Raw genomic sequence first — 16,136 nt, 5'->3', positions numbered from 1 at the left:
GTTGAGAAGCGGCCTCCTCCGTCGACCGCTCCTCAACCCACGATCAACGGCGCGGCTTCAGTCGCACCGTCGGCAGCTCGGGCGCGGGCAGCGGCGGGCCGTCGTAGCCCGCGACGGTGCCGAAGCGCCCGTCGGGGTTGTCGCGGCCGATGACGTCGGCTTGCCATTGCCGACGGAACTCGACGATCTCGTCGTGATCGCGGCCGATGAAGTTCCACCACATCACGAGCTCTTCACCGAACGGCACGCCGCCGAGAAGGATCACGCGCACGGGTTGCGCCTCGGCGGATAGGCGGATGCGGCGACGCCCGGCCTCGAGGTAGACGAGCTCGCTCCATGCGGCGGTCGTCGAGACGGTGTCGGTCGCGAACTCGCCGATCGCGGCATCCGTGGCGCTGATCTCGACGGGACCCGAATCGACGAGCACCCCATGCTCGAACGTGGGGTCGAGTTCGAACTCGACGGTGCCGAACGGCGGCAGGTCGAGTTGCGCGCCGAGCAACGGCGAGAAGACGGTGACGGCGCCGCCCTGAGCCTGCCGAAGGGATGCCTCGGGCGCGACGCCGCCCGGCAGGGAGCCGACGAACACCCGCACCGTGGCGTCGCCCACGACGACCGGTGCGATGTCGGCGTGTTCGAAGAAGGGGCCGACATGCCGGGAGGCATCGGGAAGGGCGACCCAGAGCTGCACCCCGTGCAGGCGGGTGGTCTCGGGCGTCGACACCTCGGAATGCGAGATGCCGCGGCCGGCCGTCATGAGGTTCACGGCGCCGGGGCGCACCAGCGTGTGGCTGCCGGCGGAGTCGCGGTGCTCGATCTCGCCCTCGAAGAGCCAGCTGACGGTCTGCAGGCCGGTGTGCGGGTGCGGCGGCACGACCATGCCGGCCGAGACCTGCACCTCGTCGGGCCCGTAGTGATCGGCGAAGCACCAGGCGCCGATCGTGGTGCGGCCGCGCTGGGGGAGCGTGCGGCGAACGTTCATCGCCCGCGGGCCACCGAGCGGCACATCGCGCGGGGCGAGCACCTGCACGACGGGGCCGGTGGGCTCGTCGGGTGGGCAGAGCAGTTCGACGGGGTCACGTTCCAGGTTGCTCATGCTGGAAATAGTACGCGGCGCAAGCACGAGAACCGGGGGACCGTTAGCATGACGGTATGGCTCCCTCCATACGCATTCGTCGTGCCGGTCTCCTCGCTCTGGCGCTCTCGTCGGTGTTCCTGCTTTCGGCGTGCAACCCGTCGGGCAATGCTGCAGAGAACTTCCCGGGTGTGCCGAGCGAGGCCGACGCCGACACGGTCGACGTCGAGGCAGGCACCGACCCGGCGGGTGACACTGAAGATATTCCGTCGTCCGAAGAAGGGCCCGTGGCTGTCTGGTGGGCCGATGGCGGTCAGATCGCCCTCATCATCTCGGGCAGTTCGACGTGCCCCGTGATCGGCAAAGAGATCCGTGTGCTCGAGAAGGCAGGCGAGGGCAACCGCGTCGCGATCGACCTCGTCGAGCAGCCCGAAGGTCAGGTCTGCACGATGGACATCGTGCCCCACACGACGCTGTTCTGGACGCCGGTGTACGTGACGACGACTGAACCGCTCGTCGTCGAAGTCGCCGACACCGAGATCACGATTCCGATCAAGTAGCCTCGGCCAGCTTCGGCCGGAGCACGAGCAGTTCTCCGACTTCGCAGTCGAGTGTGTCGCAGATGGCCTGCAGGGTCGAGAAGCGGATGGCGCGAGCACGGTCGTTCTTCAGCACGCTGAGGTTCACGACGCTCACGCCGACGAGTTCGCTGAGCCGCGTGAGCGTCATGCCGCGCGCCTCGAGCAGCTCGTCGAGCCGGCAGTGGATGTCAGATGCCTCGTCGGGCTCTGCAGGGGCCATCAGACGAGCCCCTCGGTGTCGCGCTGCATGCGCTCGCCGACTGCGAAGACCGTGGCGGCCATTGCCGCGACGAACGTGAGGAAGACGAGGGACGACAGGTCGACCGACATCACGACGTTCTCGAAGTCACCGTCACTGAGACGGGTGAAGGCACCGTTCGCCGCCATGTTGCCGAAGAACGGCACAGCCGCGAACCCGATGGCCCCAGAGAGGCCCGCCACGGTGACGAGGATGGTGTTGCGGCGAGTGAAGACCTGGTTCCGCATGACCGCCCAGCAGAGCATCAGGAGGCAGATGACGACGATCCCGATCGTCGCCGCGGCGAGCAGCTGCTGGATGATGAGCGATGCCCACGATGCACCCGGCAGAGACGGAATGGTCACCACTGCTTGCTCGAGCGACACCTGCACCGGCGTGCCATCGGGCCCGATCGGCGCCGTCGCCGGGGTTCCGGCGAACTCGGCCGTCACAGACACGTTTCGATTCGGCACCACCTCGATGATGCGCTGCACGGATGCCACGACTGCCCAGACGGCGATGGTCGTGCCCGCGAGCATGAAGAACCAGAGGCTCGCGAGATCTGCTCGGGACATCGAGCGGCCGGAGATCGTGTGCATTTCGTTCCTTGCTGTCTCGGGTTGGTCGGGGGACATCAGACGAGTCCGTCGGTATCGCGCTGCAGGCGCTCGCCGAGTTGAAATGCGGTCGCAACGACCCCGAGTGCGAGTCCCCAGCCGAGGGGCGCGGGGTCGATGGTGAGGCCGAAGAAGACGAGCCCCTCGGCACCCAGACCGGTGTCCGCGCTCCGGATGACCGCGTCACCGAGGAACTGCACCACCTCGGCGTCGGAGATCGCCCGCAGGATAGGGGCGAACATGCCCGTCACCATCACGAGCACCGCCGCGGAGAAGATCGACCAGGTCGCCGACCGAGCGAAGGGGCGCCGTTCGAGCAGGCGCATGCCGAGGATGAAGACGATGACGCACAGGCCGATGCCCAACAGCGCCGCGACCGCAGTCTGCGAGACCATCAGCCACCGCAGCCCGGCAGGCAGTCCATCGATGACGAGGGTGACCGAGTCGTAGTGGGCGCTGACGATCGCCGGTACTCCATCGGCGAATTCGGGCGACTGGGCGTTCGCGAGTTGCAGCCCGTCGACGTTGAGCGCATCGGACGTGAGCAGATGAACTGCTCGTACGACGAGCCCGACGAGTCCAGCGAGCCCGATCAGCAGTGCACCTCCTGTGATGGCTCGAAGCCCCCAGCCGTCGAGGCGTTCGAGGCGAGAGCGGGTCGCTGGCTTGGTGTCACTCATGTTCTCCCTAACGAATATCGATAATAACGATAAACGATACGGTAGCGCTTCGAGCATCGTGCGTCAACGAGAGCGGCCGAGCCGCGGCATCCGCCGCTGTCATCGTTCGTCAACCCCGTCCCGAGCGCTGCGCCGAGGGCGAACAACGGCTTCGCGGCCCCCTCTGCTGGTTACGCTCTTCATATCGGCGCCCCTACCCAGCGGGGTCGTGAGGAGTAGAAATGTTCGAGAGATTCACCGACCGAGCTCGTCGTGTCGTCGTCCTGGCCCAAGAAGAGGCCAAGATGCTCAACCACAACTACATCGGCACCGAGCACATCCTGCTCGGGCTCATCCACGAGGGTGAAGGCGTCGCAGCCAAGGCGCTCGAGTCGCTCGGCATCTCGCTCGACGCGGTGCGCGAGCAGGTGCAAGACATCATCGGCCAGGGTCAGCAGCAGCCGACCGGGCACATCCCGTTCACTCCGCGCGCCAAGAAGGTGCTCGAGTTGAGCCTGCGCGAAGCGCTGCAGCTGGGTCACAACTACATCGGCACCGAGCACATCCTGCTGGGGCTCATCCGCGAGGGTGAAGGTGTCGCCGCCCAGGTGCTCGTCAAGCTCGGCGCCGACCTCAACCGCGTGCGTCAGCAGGTCATCCAGCTGCTCTCGGGCTACCAGGGCAAAGAGCAGGTGCAGGTCGGCGCGAACGAGCAGACCACCCCGCAGGGCGGCTCGCAGATCCTCGACCAGTTCGGCCGCAACCTCACGCAGGCTGCGCGCGACGGCAAGCTCGACCCTGTCATCGGGCGTGAGAAAGAGATCGAGCGGGTCATGCAGATCCTCTCGCGTCGCTCGAAGAACAACCCCGTGCTGATCGGTGAGCCCGGCGTCGGCAAGACCGCCGTCGTCGAGGGCCTCGCCCAGGCGATCGTGAAGAACGAGGTGCCAGAGACGCTGAAAGACAAGCAGGTCTATTCGCTCGACCTCGGCTCGCTCATCGCCGGCTCCCGCTACCGCGGTGACTTCGAAGAGCGCCTGAAGAAGGTCACGAAAGAGATTCGCACGCGCGGCGACATCATCGTCTTCATCGACGAGATCCACACCCTCGTGGGTGCCGGTGCAGCCGAAGGTGCCATCGACGCCGCGTCGATCCTCAAGCCCCTGCTCGCCCGCGGCGAGCTGCAGACCATCGGTGCGACCACGCTCGACGAGTACCGCAAGCACTTCGAGAAAGACGCTGCGCTCGAGCGCCGCTTCCAGCCGATCCAGGTCGCAGAGCCGTCGCTGCCCCACACGATCAACATCCTCAAGGGACTCCGCGACAAGTACGAGGCGTTCCACAAGGTCTCGATCACCGATGGCGCCATCGTGTCGGCGGCGAACCTCGCCGACCGCTACGTCTCCGACCGCTTCCTCCCCGACAAGGCGATCGACCTGATCGACGAGGCCGGCGCACGCCTGCGTCTCTCGATCCTCTCGAGCCCGCCCGAGCTGCGCGAATTCGACGAGAAGATCGCCGTCGTCCGCGCCGCGAAAGAGACCGCGATCGAGGAGCAGGACTTCGAGAAGGCCGCCTCCCTCCGTGATGAGGAGAAGAACCTCCTCGGCGAGCGGCTACGCCTCGAGAAGCAGTGGAAGTCGGGCGACGTCAAGACGACCGCCGTCGTCGACGAGGGCCTGATCGCCGAGGTGCTCGCACAGGCCACCGGCATCCCCGTTTTCAAGCTCACCGAAGAAGAGAGCTCGCGTCTCGTCTTCATGGAGAAGGCGCTGCACGAGCGCGTCATCGGTCAAGAAGAGGCCATCTCAGCCCTCGCCAAGACCATCCGCCGTACGCGTGCCGGCCTGAAAGACCCCAAGCGCCCCTCTGGCTCGTTCATCTTCGCCGGCCCCACCGGCGTCGGCAAGACCGAGCTCGCCAAGGCGCTCGCCGAGTTCCTCTTCGACGACGAGGCTGCGATGATCGCGCTCGACATGTCGGAATACGGTGAGAAGCACACCGTCTCGCGCCTCTTCGGTGCTCCTCCCGGATTCGTCGGCTTCGAAGAGGGCGGCCAGCTCACCGAGAAGGTGCGCCGCAAGCCCTTCAGCGTCGTGCTGTTCGACGAGATCGAGAAGGCGCACCCCGACATCTTCAACTCGCTCCTCCAGATCTTGGAAGAGGGCCGGTTGACCGATGGCCAGGGCCGCGTCGTCGACTTCAAGAACACGGTCATCATCATGACCACCAACCTCGGCACGAAAGACATTTCGAGTGGCCCCGTGGGCTTCGCGATCGAGGGAGACACCCGCACGGGCTACGACCTCATGCGCGGCAAGGTGAACGAAGAGCTGAAGAAGCACTTCAAGCCCGAGTTCCTGAACCGCGTCGACGAGATCATCGTCTTCCCGCAGCTCTCCAAGCCCGAGCTGCTGCAGATCGTCGACCTGTTCATCAAGCGGCTCAGCGAGCGCATGCTCGACCGCGACATGACCGTCGAACTCACGCAGGCGGCCAAGGAGCGGCTCATCGAGGTCGGGTTCGACCCGGCCCTCGGTGCCCGCCCGCTCCGCCGCGCGGTGCAGCACGAGATCGAAGACGGCCTCTCCGAGAGGATCCTGCACGGCGAGCTCAACGCGGGCGACCACGTGCACGTCGACTTCACAGACGGAGAGTTCCTGTTCACCACCACTCAGCGGGCCCTGCCCGTCGGCGTCGGCGTGAACACGAACGCTGCGATCGGCACCGGTCCGGTGAGCCCCGACCTGGCGGCCGCGTCGGGCGAGTAAGCAGACACGACACGAAGGGGCGGATGCTGCGGCATCCGCCCCTTCGTCGTCCGCGCCCTCACCCACCCCGCCCACCCCACCCCACCCCACCCCACCCACCCCGCCGCAGGCGTTCCTTTCTCAGGAACCGCCCGCCGAAGCGAGCCCTTTTCAGGAAGAACTCCGGTGATCCGATCGATATCGCCGCAGAACTCCTGAAAAGAGAAGAGGGTGTCGGGCGAATACGATGAGGGGATGACCGAGTTCAGCGTGCGGCGGGCCCGCACGAGCGATGTTCCGCGAATCATCGACCTCGTGGAGCCGCTCGTCGCCCGACGCATCCTGCTCGGGAAAGAGCGTGTCGACCTCTACGGCTCGGTGCAGGAGTTCCGCGTGGCAGAGGCCGATGACGGCCGGCTCATCGGCGCAGGCGCGCTGCACGTCATATGGGAGGACCTCGGCGAGGTGCGCACACTCGCCGTCGACGACGGTTGGCTCGCCCACGGCGTCGGCCACGCCCTGCTCACCACGCTCGAAGACGAAGCTCGTGAGCTCGGCCTCAGCCGCCTCTTCTGCCTCACCTTCGAGACCACCTTCTTCGGCCGCCACGGCTTCGTCGACATGGGGCGCGAGACCGTTGACCCCGAGGTCTACGCCGAGCTCGTGCGTTCGAACGACGAGGGTGTGGCCGAGTTCCTCGACCTCGCCCGCGTGAAGCAGAACACCCTCGGCAACACCCGCATGCTGAAGCTTCTCTGAAACGAGATTCGGCGCGCCGAGCGGATGCCGCGGGCAGCGGCATCCCGGTCGTACCCTGTGTGCATGTCGACGAACACACCGGCCGGGCGGCAATCGCCGCACGTGTACCGACGCCGGCGACTCATCGTGCTGATCGGACTCATCGCGGTGATCATCGCGATCGTGCTCATCATCGTGCGTCCGGGAGCGAGCCAAGGCGAAGAGGGCGCGGGCGGCGGACCCTCGTCGAGCGCCGACCCGGCGACTGCGCCGGAGACGACCTCCATTCCGACCGAGCCGACCGCGGCCGACGGCGACCCGTGCGCGCCAGAGAAGATCACCGTCGAGGCCGTGACCGACAAGTCGTCGTACGAAGCAGGAGAGCAGCCGCAGCTGTCGGTCACGATCACGAACACGGGCAAGAACGTCTGCGTGTTGAACGCGGGCACGAACGCCCAGGTCTTCACGATCATGAGCGGCACCGAGGTTTACTGGGCCTCGCCCGACTGCCAGGTCGACGCGATCGACGCCGAGGTCTCGTTGACCCCCGGCACGCCGGTCAGCTCGAGCGTGCCGATCGTCTGGGACCGCACGCGTTCGACGCCCGAGACGTGCGCCGGACCGCGCGAGACGGTGCCGGCCGAAGGTGCTTCGTACCACCTCGGGGTGTCGGTCGACGGTTTCGAGTCGGCCGAGCAGAAGCAGTTCCTGCTCTACTGATGCCCGCGTGCTCGTCACTCGTGCGGACGGCGACGCGGTGTTCGTCATTTGACCCGTGAAGAGGGGCCGCGCAGTCAGTGGCTCGCAGCTTAGGTTCGTTGAGTGCGCGTCTGGCGTTCCCGGCCGAAAGGGCGCGCACCACCGCCTCACCCGGCTGGTGGAGAGCGCCGGGTGTTCCCCCTCTTGTATCAAGTCTGCCCGGCGCTCTCGCGGGGGCGCCCCGCCGCCCCCGGCCGATGGCCGGTGCCTGAAGAGTGCGGGTAGCCCGCGAACGCCGGTGCGGAGCCGGTGGGCGGGTCGAAGCGCACGAGCTCGTTGGCCGCGTCGAGAGACGGCGCCGACGCCATGAGTTGCTGCTCCGCCGGGTCGAGTGCCCACTTGACGACGAGGTAGACCTCGCCGCGCTTCACGTCACGGTACCGGCGGATGATCGCCTTCGGCGTGAGAGCGTCGTTGCGGATGCACAGCCACGTGTCGCCGTCGTAACGGATCGGCTTCGGAAGACTGCTTGCCATGGTGCTCCTCGAGATGGAGCGCGCCGGCCCGCGCGGGTCTACTTCGATGCTACGCGCCCCGCGACATGGTCTGCGGGGCAGGAAACGAGCGAATGCGCCGGCGCCGTGGGGTCAACAAGAACGCCGTCGTCTTCGTCGACACCTCGGACCCTCACGGTCCGGCACAGACAGCATAGGCTGCTTCCCTCCGAAATACACATCCCAGTCGGGTGGTCGAAGAGACGGGCGAGCGGATGCCGCGGAGTGCGCCCTGCGCGGACGGAGGCGGGTGCGCGGCATCCGCTCGGTAACCTTGAGGGATGGCAGGCAAGGCACAACGGAAGCAGGCGGCGGAGCCCGTGGAGTTCCGTTCGGAGGCGCTCGCGCAGGCGCTCGAACGGCAAGATATCGCGGCGGTCGCCCTGGCCCTGCGCCACGGCAACACCGTCGTGCCGCTCGTGAAGCCGGGGCCGCGCGACAAGCCGCTCGACGGTGGCGAAGTGTGGACCTACCGCGATCCGAAGACCGGCGATGTCGCACTGCTGCTCTTCAGCGATGCCGCGAACAAGCCGGCGAACCTGCCGCCCGCGGTGGGCCTGCAGAGCCCTGCGTGGCTGCGGTCGTTCCTCAAGCGGTACGAGTCGACGATCACGACGGTGTTCCTCGACATCGCGGGCCCGCACCCGATGCAAGCGTCGCCCGGCGAACTGCTGCGCGCGCTCGAGGCGTAGGGGAGTACGCCGAGTCGGCGCGCACGGCTCGAGTCTGCAGGTGTGCGGCTGCGGCGCCCTGCGGCATCGCGTGAGGCCGTTAGAAGGCGGCGTCGAGCTCGCGTTCGCGCGGGCCGGTCGAGGCCATCATGGCGCGCTGCACGGCGGCGTGCACGCTGCCGGCTTCGACGTCGAGGATGGTCGTGTAGCCGAGGCGTCGTGCTTCGGCGCCCCGCTGCTTCGCCGCGGTGACCGGGCGCACCTCGCCGGCGAGGCTGATCTCGCCGAAGGCGGCGAGCTCGTGCGGCACGGCACGGTCGCGCATGGCCGAGGCGATGGCGACGGCGATCGCGAGGTCGGCGCCGGGCTCGGCGAGCCGCACGCCGCCGACGGTGGAGACGTAGACGTCATGATCGCCGAGAGTCTTCAGGCCGGCTCGGCGCTCGAGCACGGCGATGATCATGGCCACCCGCGATGGATCGACCCCGTTGACCACGCGGCGAGGCTGCGGCGCCTTCGTCGACACGACGAGCGCCTGCACTTCGACCGGCAGTGCACGGCGCCCCTCGAGTGCGACGGTGACGCACGTGCCGCTCACGGCACTGCGCCCGCTCGAGAGGAAGAGGCCCGACGGGTCGGGCACCTCGGAGATGCCCTCGCCGGTCATCTCGAAGCAACCCACCTCGTCGGTCGGCCCGAAGCGGTTCTTGAGGGCCCGCACGAAGCGAAGGGCCGTTTGTCGATCGCCCTCGAACTGGCAGACGACGTCGACGAGGTGCTCGAGCAGGCGGGGGCCGGCGATCGAGCCGTCTTTCGTGACGTGGCCGACGAGCAGCACTGGCAGCCGCCGCTCTTTCGCGACGCGGATGAGTGTCGATGCGACCTCGCGCACCTGGCTCGGTTGCCCCGGCAGACCATCGGAGAGGGATGACGACACGGTCTGCACCGAGTCGACGATGAGGAGCTCGGGGGCGATGGCGTCGACCTGCCCGAGGATCGTCGCGAGATCGGTCTCTGCCGCGATGAAGAGCTCGTCGTGCAGGGCCTTCGTGCGCCCAGCTCGAAGGCGCACCTGCGCGACCGACTCTTCGGCGGTGACGTAGAGCACCCGTCTGCCGGTGGCCGCCACGCGCGCCGCGACCTCGAGCAGGAGTGTGGACTTGCCCACCCCAGGCTCGCCGGAGAGCAGGATCGCGGCGCCGGCGACGATGCCGCCGCCGAGCACCCGATCGAACTCGCCGATGCCGCTCGGGCGGTGCGCAGCGTCTTCGGTCTGCACGTCGGTGATCGGGCGGGCGGTGCGCGCCTCGCCGAGTTGCACCGCCTGCACTGCACGCACGATGCCGGTGGCTTCGGCCACGTCGACGACGGTGCCCCACTGCTGGCACTCGCTGCAGCGGCCCACCCACTTGACGGTGCTCCAGCCGCACTCGGTGCAACGGAACGTGGAGGTGGAGCGGGCCATGCCCCGAGACTAGCCGCGGCCGCCGACAGTGAGCGCTTCGGCGCGCGTGTCGACGCCGAGGTGCGCGGCCGCCCTGGCGACAGCCGGTCGGAAGGCCTCGGCCCATACCGCGTACCCGTGGTCGTTCGGGTGGAACATGTCGCGCGCGAACTGCGTCAGGATGCCCCGGAGCCCTTGCCGTTTCATGATCTCGTGCAGTGGCGCAACGACGAGTCCGTGCTCGAGGGCGGCAGCGCGAAGCATCCGATTCGCCTCGGCCACCTTGCGTTCGTTGTGCGGGAAGTAGAAGCACGGCAGGTCGGCGACGACGGCGCCGGAGGGCAGCTCGGCGAAGATCGAGCGGATGTTGCGCTCGAACGCCTGAGGGTTCCAGCCGGCGATGTCATTCGCACCGATCGAGACCGTGACCACGTCGGGCCGCAGATCGCGGAACCGCGGCAGCTGGTCGCGCACGGCGAGGCGCGTCGTCGCACCCGAGACGCTGAGATTCACGACGCGCACGCTTCGCCCGGTCATCTCGCGAACACCGTCGGCGACCACGCCGACGTAGCTGCGGTCAGGCTGCGACGCGCCGATGCCCTGTGCCGCACTGTCGCCGATGGCGACGTAGAGCAGCTCGCCCTCGACCTTCGCGTGGTCGCGCCACCACTTCGAGTGCACCGGCAGCGTCTCGTTCAGCGTGGCCTTGTTCTCGAGCATCCGATCGCGGAACCGAGGCACTCCGCCTGCACCGAGCAGCGTGACAGCAGACAGACGGATGCCGCGCCACACGCTCGTCGAGTCGCCTGACGCGCGATTCGTGATGGGAGCCACCGCCGGCGTGAGGAGTTCTGCGGTCATCACCCGAAACTATGACCTTCGACTTCGAGTTGCCTGCGCGCGGGCTGGGCGCGAGCTGGGCATGAGGCGTCTTGCGGCGGTCTCACCCCGACGGCGGTGGGGATTGCCGCCACGTCGGCTGAGGCATCCACTCGTTTTGGCACTGACGCGCGCGTCGTCTAAGATCGTCCTCGGTACCGTGTCCGAGCGGCCGAAGGTGCAACTCTCGAAAAGTTGTGTGGGTGAAAGCCCACCGTGGGTTCAAATCCCACCGGTACCGCCACAGAGAAACCCCTACTTCCCAGTAATCACAAGGAAGTCAGGGGTTTCTTTTTGCTGCTCCAGCGTACGGGTATATAGTGTTGTAGAGATTCTTATATAGGGAGGTGGAGATGCCCGTTACCTCAGTTGACATCGATTCGTCATTGCTGGAAGCAGCCAAGGCCACGTACCACGTTCGGACGAACCGAGAGGCGATCAACCTCGCCCTCGAGGATGCTGTCGGCCGTCAGCGCCAACTCGAAGCCATCCGGGTCCTGGCTTCCCTTCCCGTCGACGACGACCCGAAACGCATCGAGTATGGGTAGCTATCTGCTCGAGCCTCTTGTCGAGGTTGAGCAGACAGAGTCGGATCCGCATTTCATCATCGATAACTCGGTCTGGGCGCGACTCGCCACTCAGCCGCCGGTTCGGGCCGCGCTCGAAGCACTCGTCATTGCGCACCGTCCGTCATCGATCCATATCTGCCCACCAACCGTGGCGGAGTACGGGTTTTCAGCGCGTAACGGGGTCGACCATGACGATATCGTGAACGCAGTTGCGGCTTTCACCGAGTGTCCTGAAGCTCCCACCAGCGCCATGACGCTTGCGATTCAGGGCAGGCTCTGGCATGGCGGTTTGGTCCGGGCGGCCGGCGCGCTGGATACCGTCATCGCTGCCTACGCAGTTGCGAATGATGCAACCGTGATCCACTTCGACCGCGATTTCGAGCTCATCGCCAGCGTCGTCCCAGAGCTGAAGCAGGAATGGATCGTGCCCCGCGGCACAGTGTCCTAGTCGGGCGTCGACACGTTCGGCTCACCAGCCGCTGCGCGTCGGCGTGTGCCCTTCGCGGGCGTCGTCGGGCATCGGCATCTCCGCGCGCAGCCCGAGCAGTCGGATCGGCCGGTCGGGTTCGAGACGACCGACGAGTTCCAGCGTGCGGGCGAGTACCGCCTCACGGTCGAACGTCTCCGGGACCTTCTTGGTGAAGACCTTGGTGAGGAACGGCGCGTACCGCACCTTGAGCGTGAGCCCGATCACCGGCCGGCCCTCGGCCGCGATGTCTTCAAGTACCCGGGCGACGAGCTCCCGCACGGCCGCATCGACCTGCGCGGGCTCGGTCAGGTCCTGCTGGAACGTCGTCTCCCTGCTGTGCCCGCGGGCGACCCACGGTGTGTCGTCGACGACGTCGGCGCCCTCGCCGCGGCCGAGCTGGGCGTACCAGGGCCCCATCCTCGGCCCGAACTCGGCGACCAGGTCGTCGGGCGCAGTCGCCGCCAGCTCGGCGACGGTGGCGATGCCGAGCCCGGCCAGGCGACGGGAAATCTTCGAGCCGACGCCCCAGAGGTCGACGGTCGGGCGGTCGCCCATCACCTCGAGCCAGTTGTCGGCGGTGAGCCGGAACACGCCGCGAGGCTTGCCGAACCCCGTCGCGACCTTGGCCCGCACCAGGGTGTCCCCGATGCCGACACTGCAGTGAAGCCGAGTTCGTTCGAGCACGGCCAGCTGCAACATCCGGGCGTAGGTCTCTGGGTCCTCTGTCTGCACGCCGACGAAGGCCTCGTCCCAACCGAGCACCTGCACGGTCGCGCCGGGCTGCGCGCGCAGCGTCGCCATGACCTCAGCGGATGCCGCGGTGTAGGCCTCTGCGTCGACCGGCAGGATTACGGCATCGGGTGCCTTGCGGGCGGCGATGCGCAGCGGCATCCCTGATCCAACGCCGAACTCGCGCGCCTCGTACGACGCGGTCGAGACCACGGCGCGTTCGGTCGGGTCTCCTCGACCGCCGACGATCACAGGCTTGCCCGCGAGCTCCGGCTGTCGCAGCACTTCGACGGCCGCGACGAACTGGTCGAGGTCGACGTGCAGCACCCAGGACTTCCGGTGTCCGGTCACGGAACCAGTCTGCCTCGTGACGCCAGCGCCCCCAATCACCCGAACCGAGTGATTCGGAACGTCGAGGGCTTCGATACCGTGAGCCGGTCCTGGTCCGAACCACGAGGAGCACGATGTCCACCGAACAGCCAGCCGAGTCGCGGACGCGTCAGCGGTGGGCGGAGGCGCGGGAGATCATCGCCGTCTTCCTGCTGTCGGTCACCGCGATCCTGACGGCGTGGTGCGGCTTCGAGTCCTCGAAGTGGAGCGGGCAGATGTCGATCGACTTCAGCCAGGCTTCCGCCGCGCGAATCAAGTCGGTCGACCTCGCGAGCGAGTCGCGCGACGCGCAGGCGGTGGACCTCGCCATCTACACCCAGTGGGTCGATGCGACGGCGACGGGCGACACCGCACTCGCCGACTACGTGCGTGCTCGATTCACTCCGGAGTTCACGGTCGCGTTCGAGGACTGGCAGGCCGGCGGCGAGGACCTCAAGTCACCGTTCGCCGAACCCAGCTATGTTCCGATCGGGAAGGAGGAATCGGTCGCGGCGGCGAAACTCGCCGACGAGAAGTTCGAAGCCGCGCTCAAGAGCAACCAGCGCGGTGACAACTATTCGATCCTCACGGTGTTGTTCGCGATGGTGCTGTTCTTCACGGCGATGTCCGAGCGCAACACCTCGCGCTGGCCCGGATGGTTCCTGCTCGGGCTCGGTGCCGTCGTCGCGATCGCTGGCGGGGTGATCCTCGCCACGTTCCCGGTGCTGGTGTGAGCTGTGCCCGAATCGCACCCGATGCTAGCGTGGGTGGCCGACCACGCGGCACCCGTCACCGTGGATTCCGCGGAGGGAACGCAGCGTGCATCAACCGGTCGAACTCGACGACGGCCTCGTGTTCCGTGAACTCGCGATCGGCGACGGGCCCGCGCTCGCCGCGGCGTACACGCGCAACCGTGAGCACCTCGCGCCTTGGGAGCCCACCCGCACCGACGACTTCTTCACCGCCGAGATGCACCGGCGCGACGTCGAGGCATCGCTCACCCGACTCGAGGCGGGTCTCGCCGTGCCGTTCGTGATCGTCGACGGCGACGAGATAGTCGGCCGGATGAATCTCTCCGACATCGTGCGCGGCGCGTTCCAGAATGCGCACCTCGGCTACTGGATCGACGCCCGCTATGCCGGGCGCGGCCTCGCGACAACGGCGGTCGGTCTCGCCGTGCACGCGGCGCGCGGCATCGGCCTGCACCGCGTGCAGGCCGGCACGCTCGTGCACAATGCCGCGTCGCAGGCGGTGCTCGCTCGCAACGGGTTCGAACGCTTCGGGCTCTCCCGCCGACACCTGCGCATCGCGGGGGAGTGGCAGGATCACGTGCTCTTCGAGCGGCTGCTCGAAGAGTGAGCCGAACGGCACCTGCCTCCGGTGTTAGCGTGGACCCACGCGAGCGCGCCGGCATCGGTCGCCGTGCCGACCGAGGGGAGCAGACATGATCGAACTCGTCGTCGCCCTCTTCCGGGTCGCGCAGGCTTCACTCGAGATCGCGCTCGCCTCGAACGCGCAGATGTCGATCGTGCTCCTCGGTGTCGTCGGCGCGGCCGCCGTCGCCGTGGTCGTCGTGGCCTGTCAGGCGTTGCCGGCGATCGTCGCGGCCGACGCGAGCGGCGCGGCCACACGGTTCCGGCAGACGGCCGACCCGTGGCGACTCCTCGCGCAGAGCGACCCCGACGCACCCGGGCGCGCTCGCCCGAGGGCGCCGACACGCGGCATCGCGGCCGCGTAGCGACACTCGACCGACGCCACCATCGCCCAGCGGGCGACGGCTCGGCGACCCGATTCCTCGCGGCCAGACGGATTCACACATCCCTCCGACCGCAAGGAACTCTCATGGACCTCTATGCCTTCCCGCCCATCGCCGCCATTCTCGACGGCGCACACGCCGTGCTCATGGCCCTCGCGGGCATCCTCGAACCGCTCATCGGCATCGCGAGTGCCGCGGCGGCCGTCGTGCTCGTCACCCTGCTCGTGCGCGCCGCCCTCATCCCGGTCGGCGTCTCGCAGGCCAAGGCCGAACAGACGCGTTCCCGTCTTGCCCCGAAGCTCGCCGCGCTGCAGCAGAAGCACAAGAAGAACCCCGAGAGACTGCAGCGCGAGACGATGGCACTCTACGGCGAGGAGGGCACCACGCCCTTCGCCGGTTGCCTGCCGATGCTCGTGCAGGCGCCCATCGTCGGCGTGATCTACGCGCTCTTCATCCTGCCGACGATCGCCGGGCACCCGAACGCGCTGCTCGAGCAGACCTTCTTCGGCGTGCCGCTCGGCTCGAGCCTCGCCGGCCAGATCGCGACCGGCACGCTGACGCCGGGCGCACTGCTCGTCTTCGGCGTCGTGATCGTCGGCATCGCCGTCGTCGGCGAGATCACCCGACGCGTCTTCCAGCCGCGCCCGCCCGGCGGCGGGGTCGCCAGCACGAGCCGAGCGGATGCCTCGGCGAAGACCGACGCCGCAGGGGCATCCGCTGCCCTGCTCGCCGGGCCGGGGTTCGCCCGCGCCCTCGGAGCACTGCAGTTCATCACCGCGGTGATCGCGATCTTCGTGCCGCTCGCGGCCGCCCTGTACCTCTTCGTCACGGTGGCGTGGACGCTCGTGCAGCGGACCCTGCTCAGGCGCAGACACCCGCTCGCCGAGGTGAAGACCGCCTGATCGGCCCTGTATTGCATCGACGCCACGCGGGGTAAGGGCTTGCACCGCCTGCCCAGCGGTGGTTTCGTAGGGGAATCAAACGAAGGAGCACAACATGAGTTTCCTCGCGTTCCTGATCCTCGGCCTCATCGCCGGGGCGATCGCCAAGCTGATCCTGCCTGGCAATCAAGGCGGCGGGTGGTTCGTCACCCTGCTGCTCGGCGTTGTCGGCGCTCTGCTCGGCGGCTGGATCGGCAGTGCCATCTTCGGCATCGGCATGGATCAGTTCTGGGATCTCGGCACCTGGCTCCTCGCCATCGCCGGATCGATCATCGTGCTGTTGATCTGGGGCCTGATCACTCGGGGCCGCAGCAAGAGCACGGCAGCCTGAGACCGTTCGGCACGACGAACGCCGCGTGCTCGTCGGCCGGCCTCAACCGGCCGGTCGACGGCACGCG

General features: G+C 67.8%; 20 protein-coding genes and 1 tRNA gene. 13 read left to right on the top strand and 8 right to left on the bottom strand.

The window, feature by feature from the left end; genetic code table 11:
* Positions 1-43: 43 nt before the first annotated feature.
* A complete protein-coding gene (locus tag AC1C2U_RS17690; RefSeq protein WP_495363077.1) occupies positions 44-1,096 on the bottom strand; it encodes a pirin family protein in 1,053 nt (350 codons plus the stop codon).
* Positions 1,097-1,152: 56 nt separating this feature from the next.
* Here AC1C2U_RS17690 and AC1C2U_RS17685 point away from each other — a divergent pair, with 56 nt between their 5' ends.
* Positions 1,153-1,635, top strand: a complete 483-nt coding sequence (locus tag AC1C2U_RS17685) for a hypothetical protein (protein ID WP_495363076.1) — start codon at positions 1,153-1,155, stop codon at positions 1,633-1,635.
* Here AC1C2U_RS17685 and AC1C2U_RS17680 read toward each other — a convergent pair.
* The 3 genes from AC1C2U_RS17680 to AC1C2U_RS17670 are packed head-to-tail and all read right to left on the bottom strand — an operon-like array spanning position 1,628 to position 3,191.
* Entirely contained in the window at positions 1,628-1,876 is a 249-nt protein-coding gene (locus AC1C2U_RS17680; protein WP_495363075.1) for a helix-turn-helix domain-containing protein, read from the bottom strand. The genes AC1C2U_RS17685 and AC1C2U_RS17680 overlap by 8 nt on opposite strands.
* Positions 1,876-2,493 carry a hypothetical protein gene (locus tag AC1C2U_RS17675; RefSeq protein ID WP_495363074.1) on the bottom strand — a complete coding sequence of 206 codons (618 nt, stop codon included), beginning with the start codon at positions 2,491-2,493 and terminating at the stop codon, positions 1,876-1,878. Before AC1C2U_RS17675 ends, AC1C2U_RS17680 begins: the two co-directional genes overlap by 1 nt.
* A gap of 35 nt (positions 2,494-2,528) precedes the next feature.
* Positions 2,529-3,191 (bottom strand): hypothetical protein, encoded by a 663-nt coding sequence (locus AC1C2U_RS17670; RefSeq protein WP_495363073.1) that lies wholly within the window; start codon positions 3,189-3,191, stop codon positions 2,529-2,531.
* A gap of 221 nt (positions 3,192-3,412) precedes the next feature.
* On the opposite strand from AC1C2U_RS17670, the gene AC1C2U_RS17665 reads away from it, so the two are divergent.
* The 3 genes from AC1C2U_RS17665 (at position 3,413) to AC1C2U_RS17655 (ending at position 7,378) form a co-directional block, all read left to right on the top strand.
* Positions 3,413-5,941, top strand: a complete 2,529-nt coding sequence (locus AC1C2U_RS17665; RefSeq protein ID WP_495363072.1) for an ATP-dependent Clp protease ATP-binding subunit — start codon at positions 3,413-3,415, stop codon at positions 5,939-5,941.
* A gap of 234 nt (positions 5,942-6,175) precedes the next feature.
* Entirely contained in the window at positions 6,176-6,679 is a 504-nt protein-coding gene (locus AC1C2U_RS17660) for an amino-acid N-acetyltransferase (protein WP_495363071.1), read from the top strand.
* Between the two features lie 63 nt (positions 6,680-6,742).
* The gene (locus tag AC1C2U_RS17655) at positions 6,743-7,378 is read left to right on the top strand and encodes a hypothetical protein (RefSeq protein WP_495363070.1); all 636 of its coding nucleotides are present in this window, start codon (positions 6,743-6,745) and stop codon (positions 7,376-7,378) included.
* Positions 7,379-7,566: 188 nt separating this feature from the next.
* Here AC1C2U_RS17655 and AC1C2U_RS17650 read toward each other — a convergent pair whose 3' ends face one another.
* Positions 7,567-7,893: a hypothetical protein gene (locus AC1C2U_RS17650; protein WP_495363069.1), complete on the bottom strand. Its 327-nt coding sequence runs from the start codon at positions 7,891-7,893 to the stop codon at positions 7,567-7,569.
* Between the two features lie 299 nt (positions 7,894-8,192).
* Between AC1C2U_RS17650 and AC1C2U_RS17645 the strand changes: the two genes are divergently transcribed.
* Positions 8,193-8,603: a dehydrogenase gene (locus AC1C2U_RS17645; protein ID WP_495363068.1), complete on the top strand. Its 411-nt coding sequence runs from the start codon at positions 8,193-8,195 to the stop codon at positions 8,601-8,603.
* A gap of 79 nt (positions 8,604-8,682) precedes the next feature.
* Here AC1C2U_RS17645 and radA read toward each other — a convergent pair whose 3' ends face one another.
* Together radA and AC1C2U_RS17635 are read right to left on the bottom strand one after the other, a co-directional pair.
* Complete coding sequence (gene radA, locus AC1C2U_RS17640; protein WP_495363067.1) at positions 8,683-10,047, bottom strand: DNA repair protein RadA; 1,365 nt, start codon at positions 10,045-10,047, stop codon at positions 8,683-8,685.
* 9 nt (positions 10,048-10,056) lie between these two features.
* Entirely contained in the window at positions 10,057-10,887 is an 831-nt protein-coding gene (locus AC1C2U_RS17635) for an SGNH/GDSL hydrolase family protein (protein ID WP_495363066.1), read from the bottom strand.
* A 172-nt stretch (positions 10,888-11,059) separates the two neighbouring features.
* Here AC1C2U_RS17635 and AC1C2U_RS17630 point away from each other — a divergent pair.
* The 3 genes from AC1C2U_RS17630 to AC1C2U_RS17620 all read left to right on the top strand — a co-directional run bounded on the left by AC1C2U_RS17630 (position 11,060) and on the right by AC1C2U_RS17620 (position 11,922).
* A tRNA-Ser gene (locus tag AC1C2U_RS17630) sits at positions 11,060-11,149 on the top strand.
* 109 nt (positions 11,150-11,258) lie between these two features.
* Positions 11,259-11,453 carry a type II toxin-antitoxin system VapB family antitoxin gene (locus tag AC1C2U_RS17625; protein ID WP_495363065.1) on the top strand — a complete coding sequence of 65 codons (195 nt, stop codon included), beginning with the start codon at positions 11,259-11,261 and terminating at the stop codon, positions 11,451-11,453.
* Complete coding sequence (locus AC1C2U_RS17620) at positions 11,446-11,922, top strand: PIN domain-containing protein (RefSeq protein WP_495363064.1); 477 nt, start codon at positions 11,446-11,448, stop codon at positions 11,920-11,922. The genes AC1C2U_RS17625 and AC1C2U_RS17620 overlap by 8 nt, the downstream gene beginning before the upstream one ends.
* Positions 11,923-11,943: 21 nt before the next feature.
* Here AC1C2U_RS17620 and AC1C2U_RS17615 read toward each other — a convergent pair whose 3' ends face one another.
* Entirely contained in the window at positions 11,944-13,023 is a 1,080-nt protein-coding gene (locus AC1C2U_RS17615; RefSeq protein WP_495363063.1) for a DNA polymerase IV, read from the bottom strand.
* 113 nt (positions 13,024-13,136) lie between these two features.
* Between AC1C2U_RS17615 and AC1C2U_RS17610 the strand changes: the two genes are divergently transcribed.
* From AC1C2U_RS17610 to AC1C2U_RS17590, 5 genes are all read left to right on the top strand, one after another.
* A complete protein-coding gene (locus AC1C2U_RS17610) occupies positions 13,137-13,775 on the top strand; it encodes a hypothetical protein (protein WP_495363062.1) in 639 nt (212 codons plus the stop codon).
* Positions 13,776-13,860: 85 nt separating this feature from the next.
* Positions 13,861-14,400 (top strand): GNAT family N-acetyltransferase, encoded by a 540-nt coding sequence (locus AC1C2U_RS17605; RefSeq protein ID WP_495363061.1) that lies wholly within the window; start codon positions 13,861-13,863, stop codon positions 14,398-14,400.
* Positions 14,401-14,485: 85 nt separating this feature from the next.
* Positions 14,486-14,779 (top strand): DUF6412 domain-containing protein, encoded by a 294-nt coding sequence (locus tag AC1C2U_RS17600; RefSeq protein WP_495352857.1) that lies wholly within the window; start codon positions 14,486-14,488, stop codon positions 14,777-14,779.
* 104 nt (positions 14,780-14,883) lie between these two features.
* Entirely contained in the window at positions 14,884-15,699 is an 816-nt protein-coding gene (locus AC1C2U_RS17595) for a YidC/Oxa1 family membrane protein insertase (protein WP_495363060.1), read from the top strand.
* Between the two features lie 94 nt (positions 15,700-15,793).
* Complete coding sequence (locus tag AC1C2U_RS17590) at positions 15,794-16,069, top strand: GlsB/YeaQ/YmgE family stress response membrane protein (protein WP_056011036.1); 276 nt, start codon at positions 15,794-15,796, stop codon at positions 16,067-16,069.
* The last annotated feature ends 67 nt before the right edge of the window (positions 16,070-16,136 follow it).

The organism is Agromyces sp. Y575 (genome assembly GCF_059445445.1).
This window is presented reverse-complemented; position numbering and strand designations above follow the sequence as displayed.

What these genes read in the sequence shown, in the direction of transcription:
- AC1C2U_RS17690 (WP_495363077.1), bottom strand. Translation starts at nt 1,096, where the DNA reads ATGAGCAACCTGGAACGTGACCCCGTCGAACTGCTCTGCCCACCCGAC.
- AC1C2U_RS17685 (WP_495363076.1), top strand. Translation starts at nt 1,153, where the DNA reads ATGGCTCCCTCCATACGCATTCGTCGTGCCGGTCTCCTCGCTCTGGCG.
- AC1C2U_RS17680 (WP_495363075.1), bottom strand. Translation starts at nt 1,876, where the DNA reads ATGGCCCCTGCAGAGCCCGACGAGGCATCTGACATCCACTGCCGGCTC.
- AC1C2U_RS17675 (WP_495363074.1), bottom strand. Translation starts at nt 2,493, where the DNA reads ATGCACACGATCTCCGGCCGCTCGATGTCCCGAGCAGATCTCGCGAGC.
- AC1C2U_RS17670 (WP_495363073.1), bottom strand. Translation starts at nt 3,191, where the DNA reads ATGAGTGACACCAAGCCAGCGACCCGCTCTCGCCTCGAACGCCTCGAC.
- AC1C2U_RS17665 (WP_495363072.1), top strand. Translation starts at nt 3,413, where the DNA reads ATGTTCGAGAGATTCACCGACCGAGCTCGTCGTGTCGTCGTCCTGGCC.
- AC1C2U_RS17660 (WP_495363071.1), top strand. Translation starts at nt 6,176, where the DNA reads ATGACCGAGTTCAGCGTGCGGCGGGCCCGCACGAGCGATGTTCCGCGA.
- AC1C2U_RS17655 (WP_495363070.1), top strand. Translation starts at nt 6,743, where the DNA reads ATGTCGACGAACACACCGGCCGGGCGGCAATCGCCGCACGTGTACCGA.
- AC1C2U_RS17650 (WP_495363069.1), bottom strand. Translation starts at nt 7,893, where the DNA reads ATGGCAAGCAGTCTTCCGAAGCCGATCCGTTACGACGGCGACACGTGG.
- AC1C2U_RS17645 (WP_495363068.1), top strand. Translation starts at nt 8,193, where the DNA reads ATGGCAGGCAAGGCACAACGGAAGCAGGCGGCGGAGCCCGTGGAGTTC.
- radA (WP_495363067.1), bottom strand. Translation starts at nt 10,047, where the DNA reads ATGGCCCGCTCCACCTCCACGTTCCGTTGCACCGAGTGCGGCTGGAGC.
- AC1C2U_RS17635 (WP_495363066.1), bottom strand. Translation starts at nt 10,887, where the DNA reads ATGACCGCAGAACTCCTCACGCCGGCGGTGGCTCCCATCACGAATCGC.
- AC1C2U_RS17625 (WP_495363065.1), top strand. Translation starts at nt 11,259, where the DNA reads ATGCCCGTTACCTCAGTTGACATCGATTCGTCATTGCTGGAAGCAGCC.
- AC1C2U_RS17620 (WP_495363064.1), top strand. Translation starts at nt 11,446, where the DNA reads ATGGGTAGCTATCTGCTCGAGCCTCTTGTCGAGGTTGAGCAGACAGAG.
- AC1C2U_RS17610 (WP_495363062.1), top strand. Translation starts at nt 13,137, where the DNA reads ATGTCCACCGAACAGCCAGCCGAGTCGCGGACGCGTCAGCGGTGGGCG.
- AC1C2U_RS17600 (WP_495352857.1), top strand. Translation starts at nt 14,486, where the DNA reads ATGATCGAACTCGTCGTCGCCCTCTTCCGGGTCGCGCAGGCTTCACTC.
- AC1C2U_RS17595 (WP_495363060.1), top strand. Translation starts at nt 14,884, where the DNA reads ATGGACCTCTATGCCTTCCCGCCCATCGCCGCCATTCTCGACGGCGCA.
- AC1C2U_RS17590 (WP_056011036.1), top strand. Translation starts at nt 15,794, where the DNA reads ATGAGTTTCCTCGCGTTCCTGATCCTCGGCCTCATCGCCGGGGCGATC.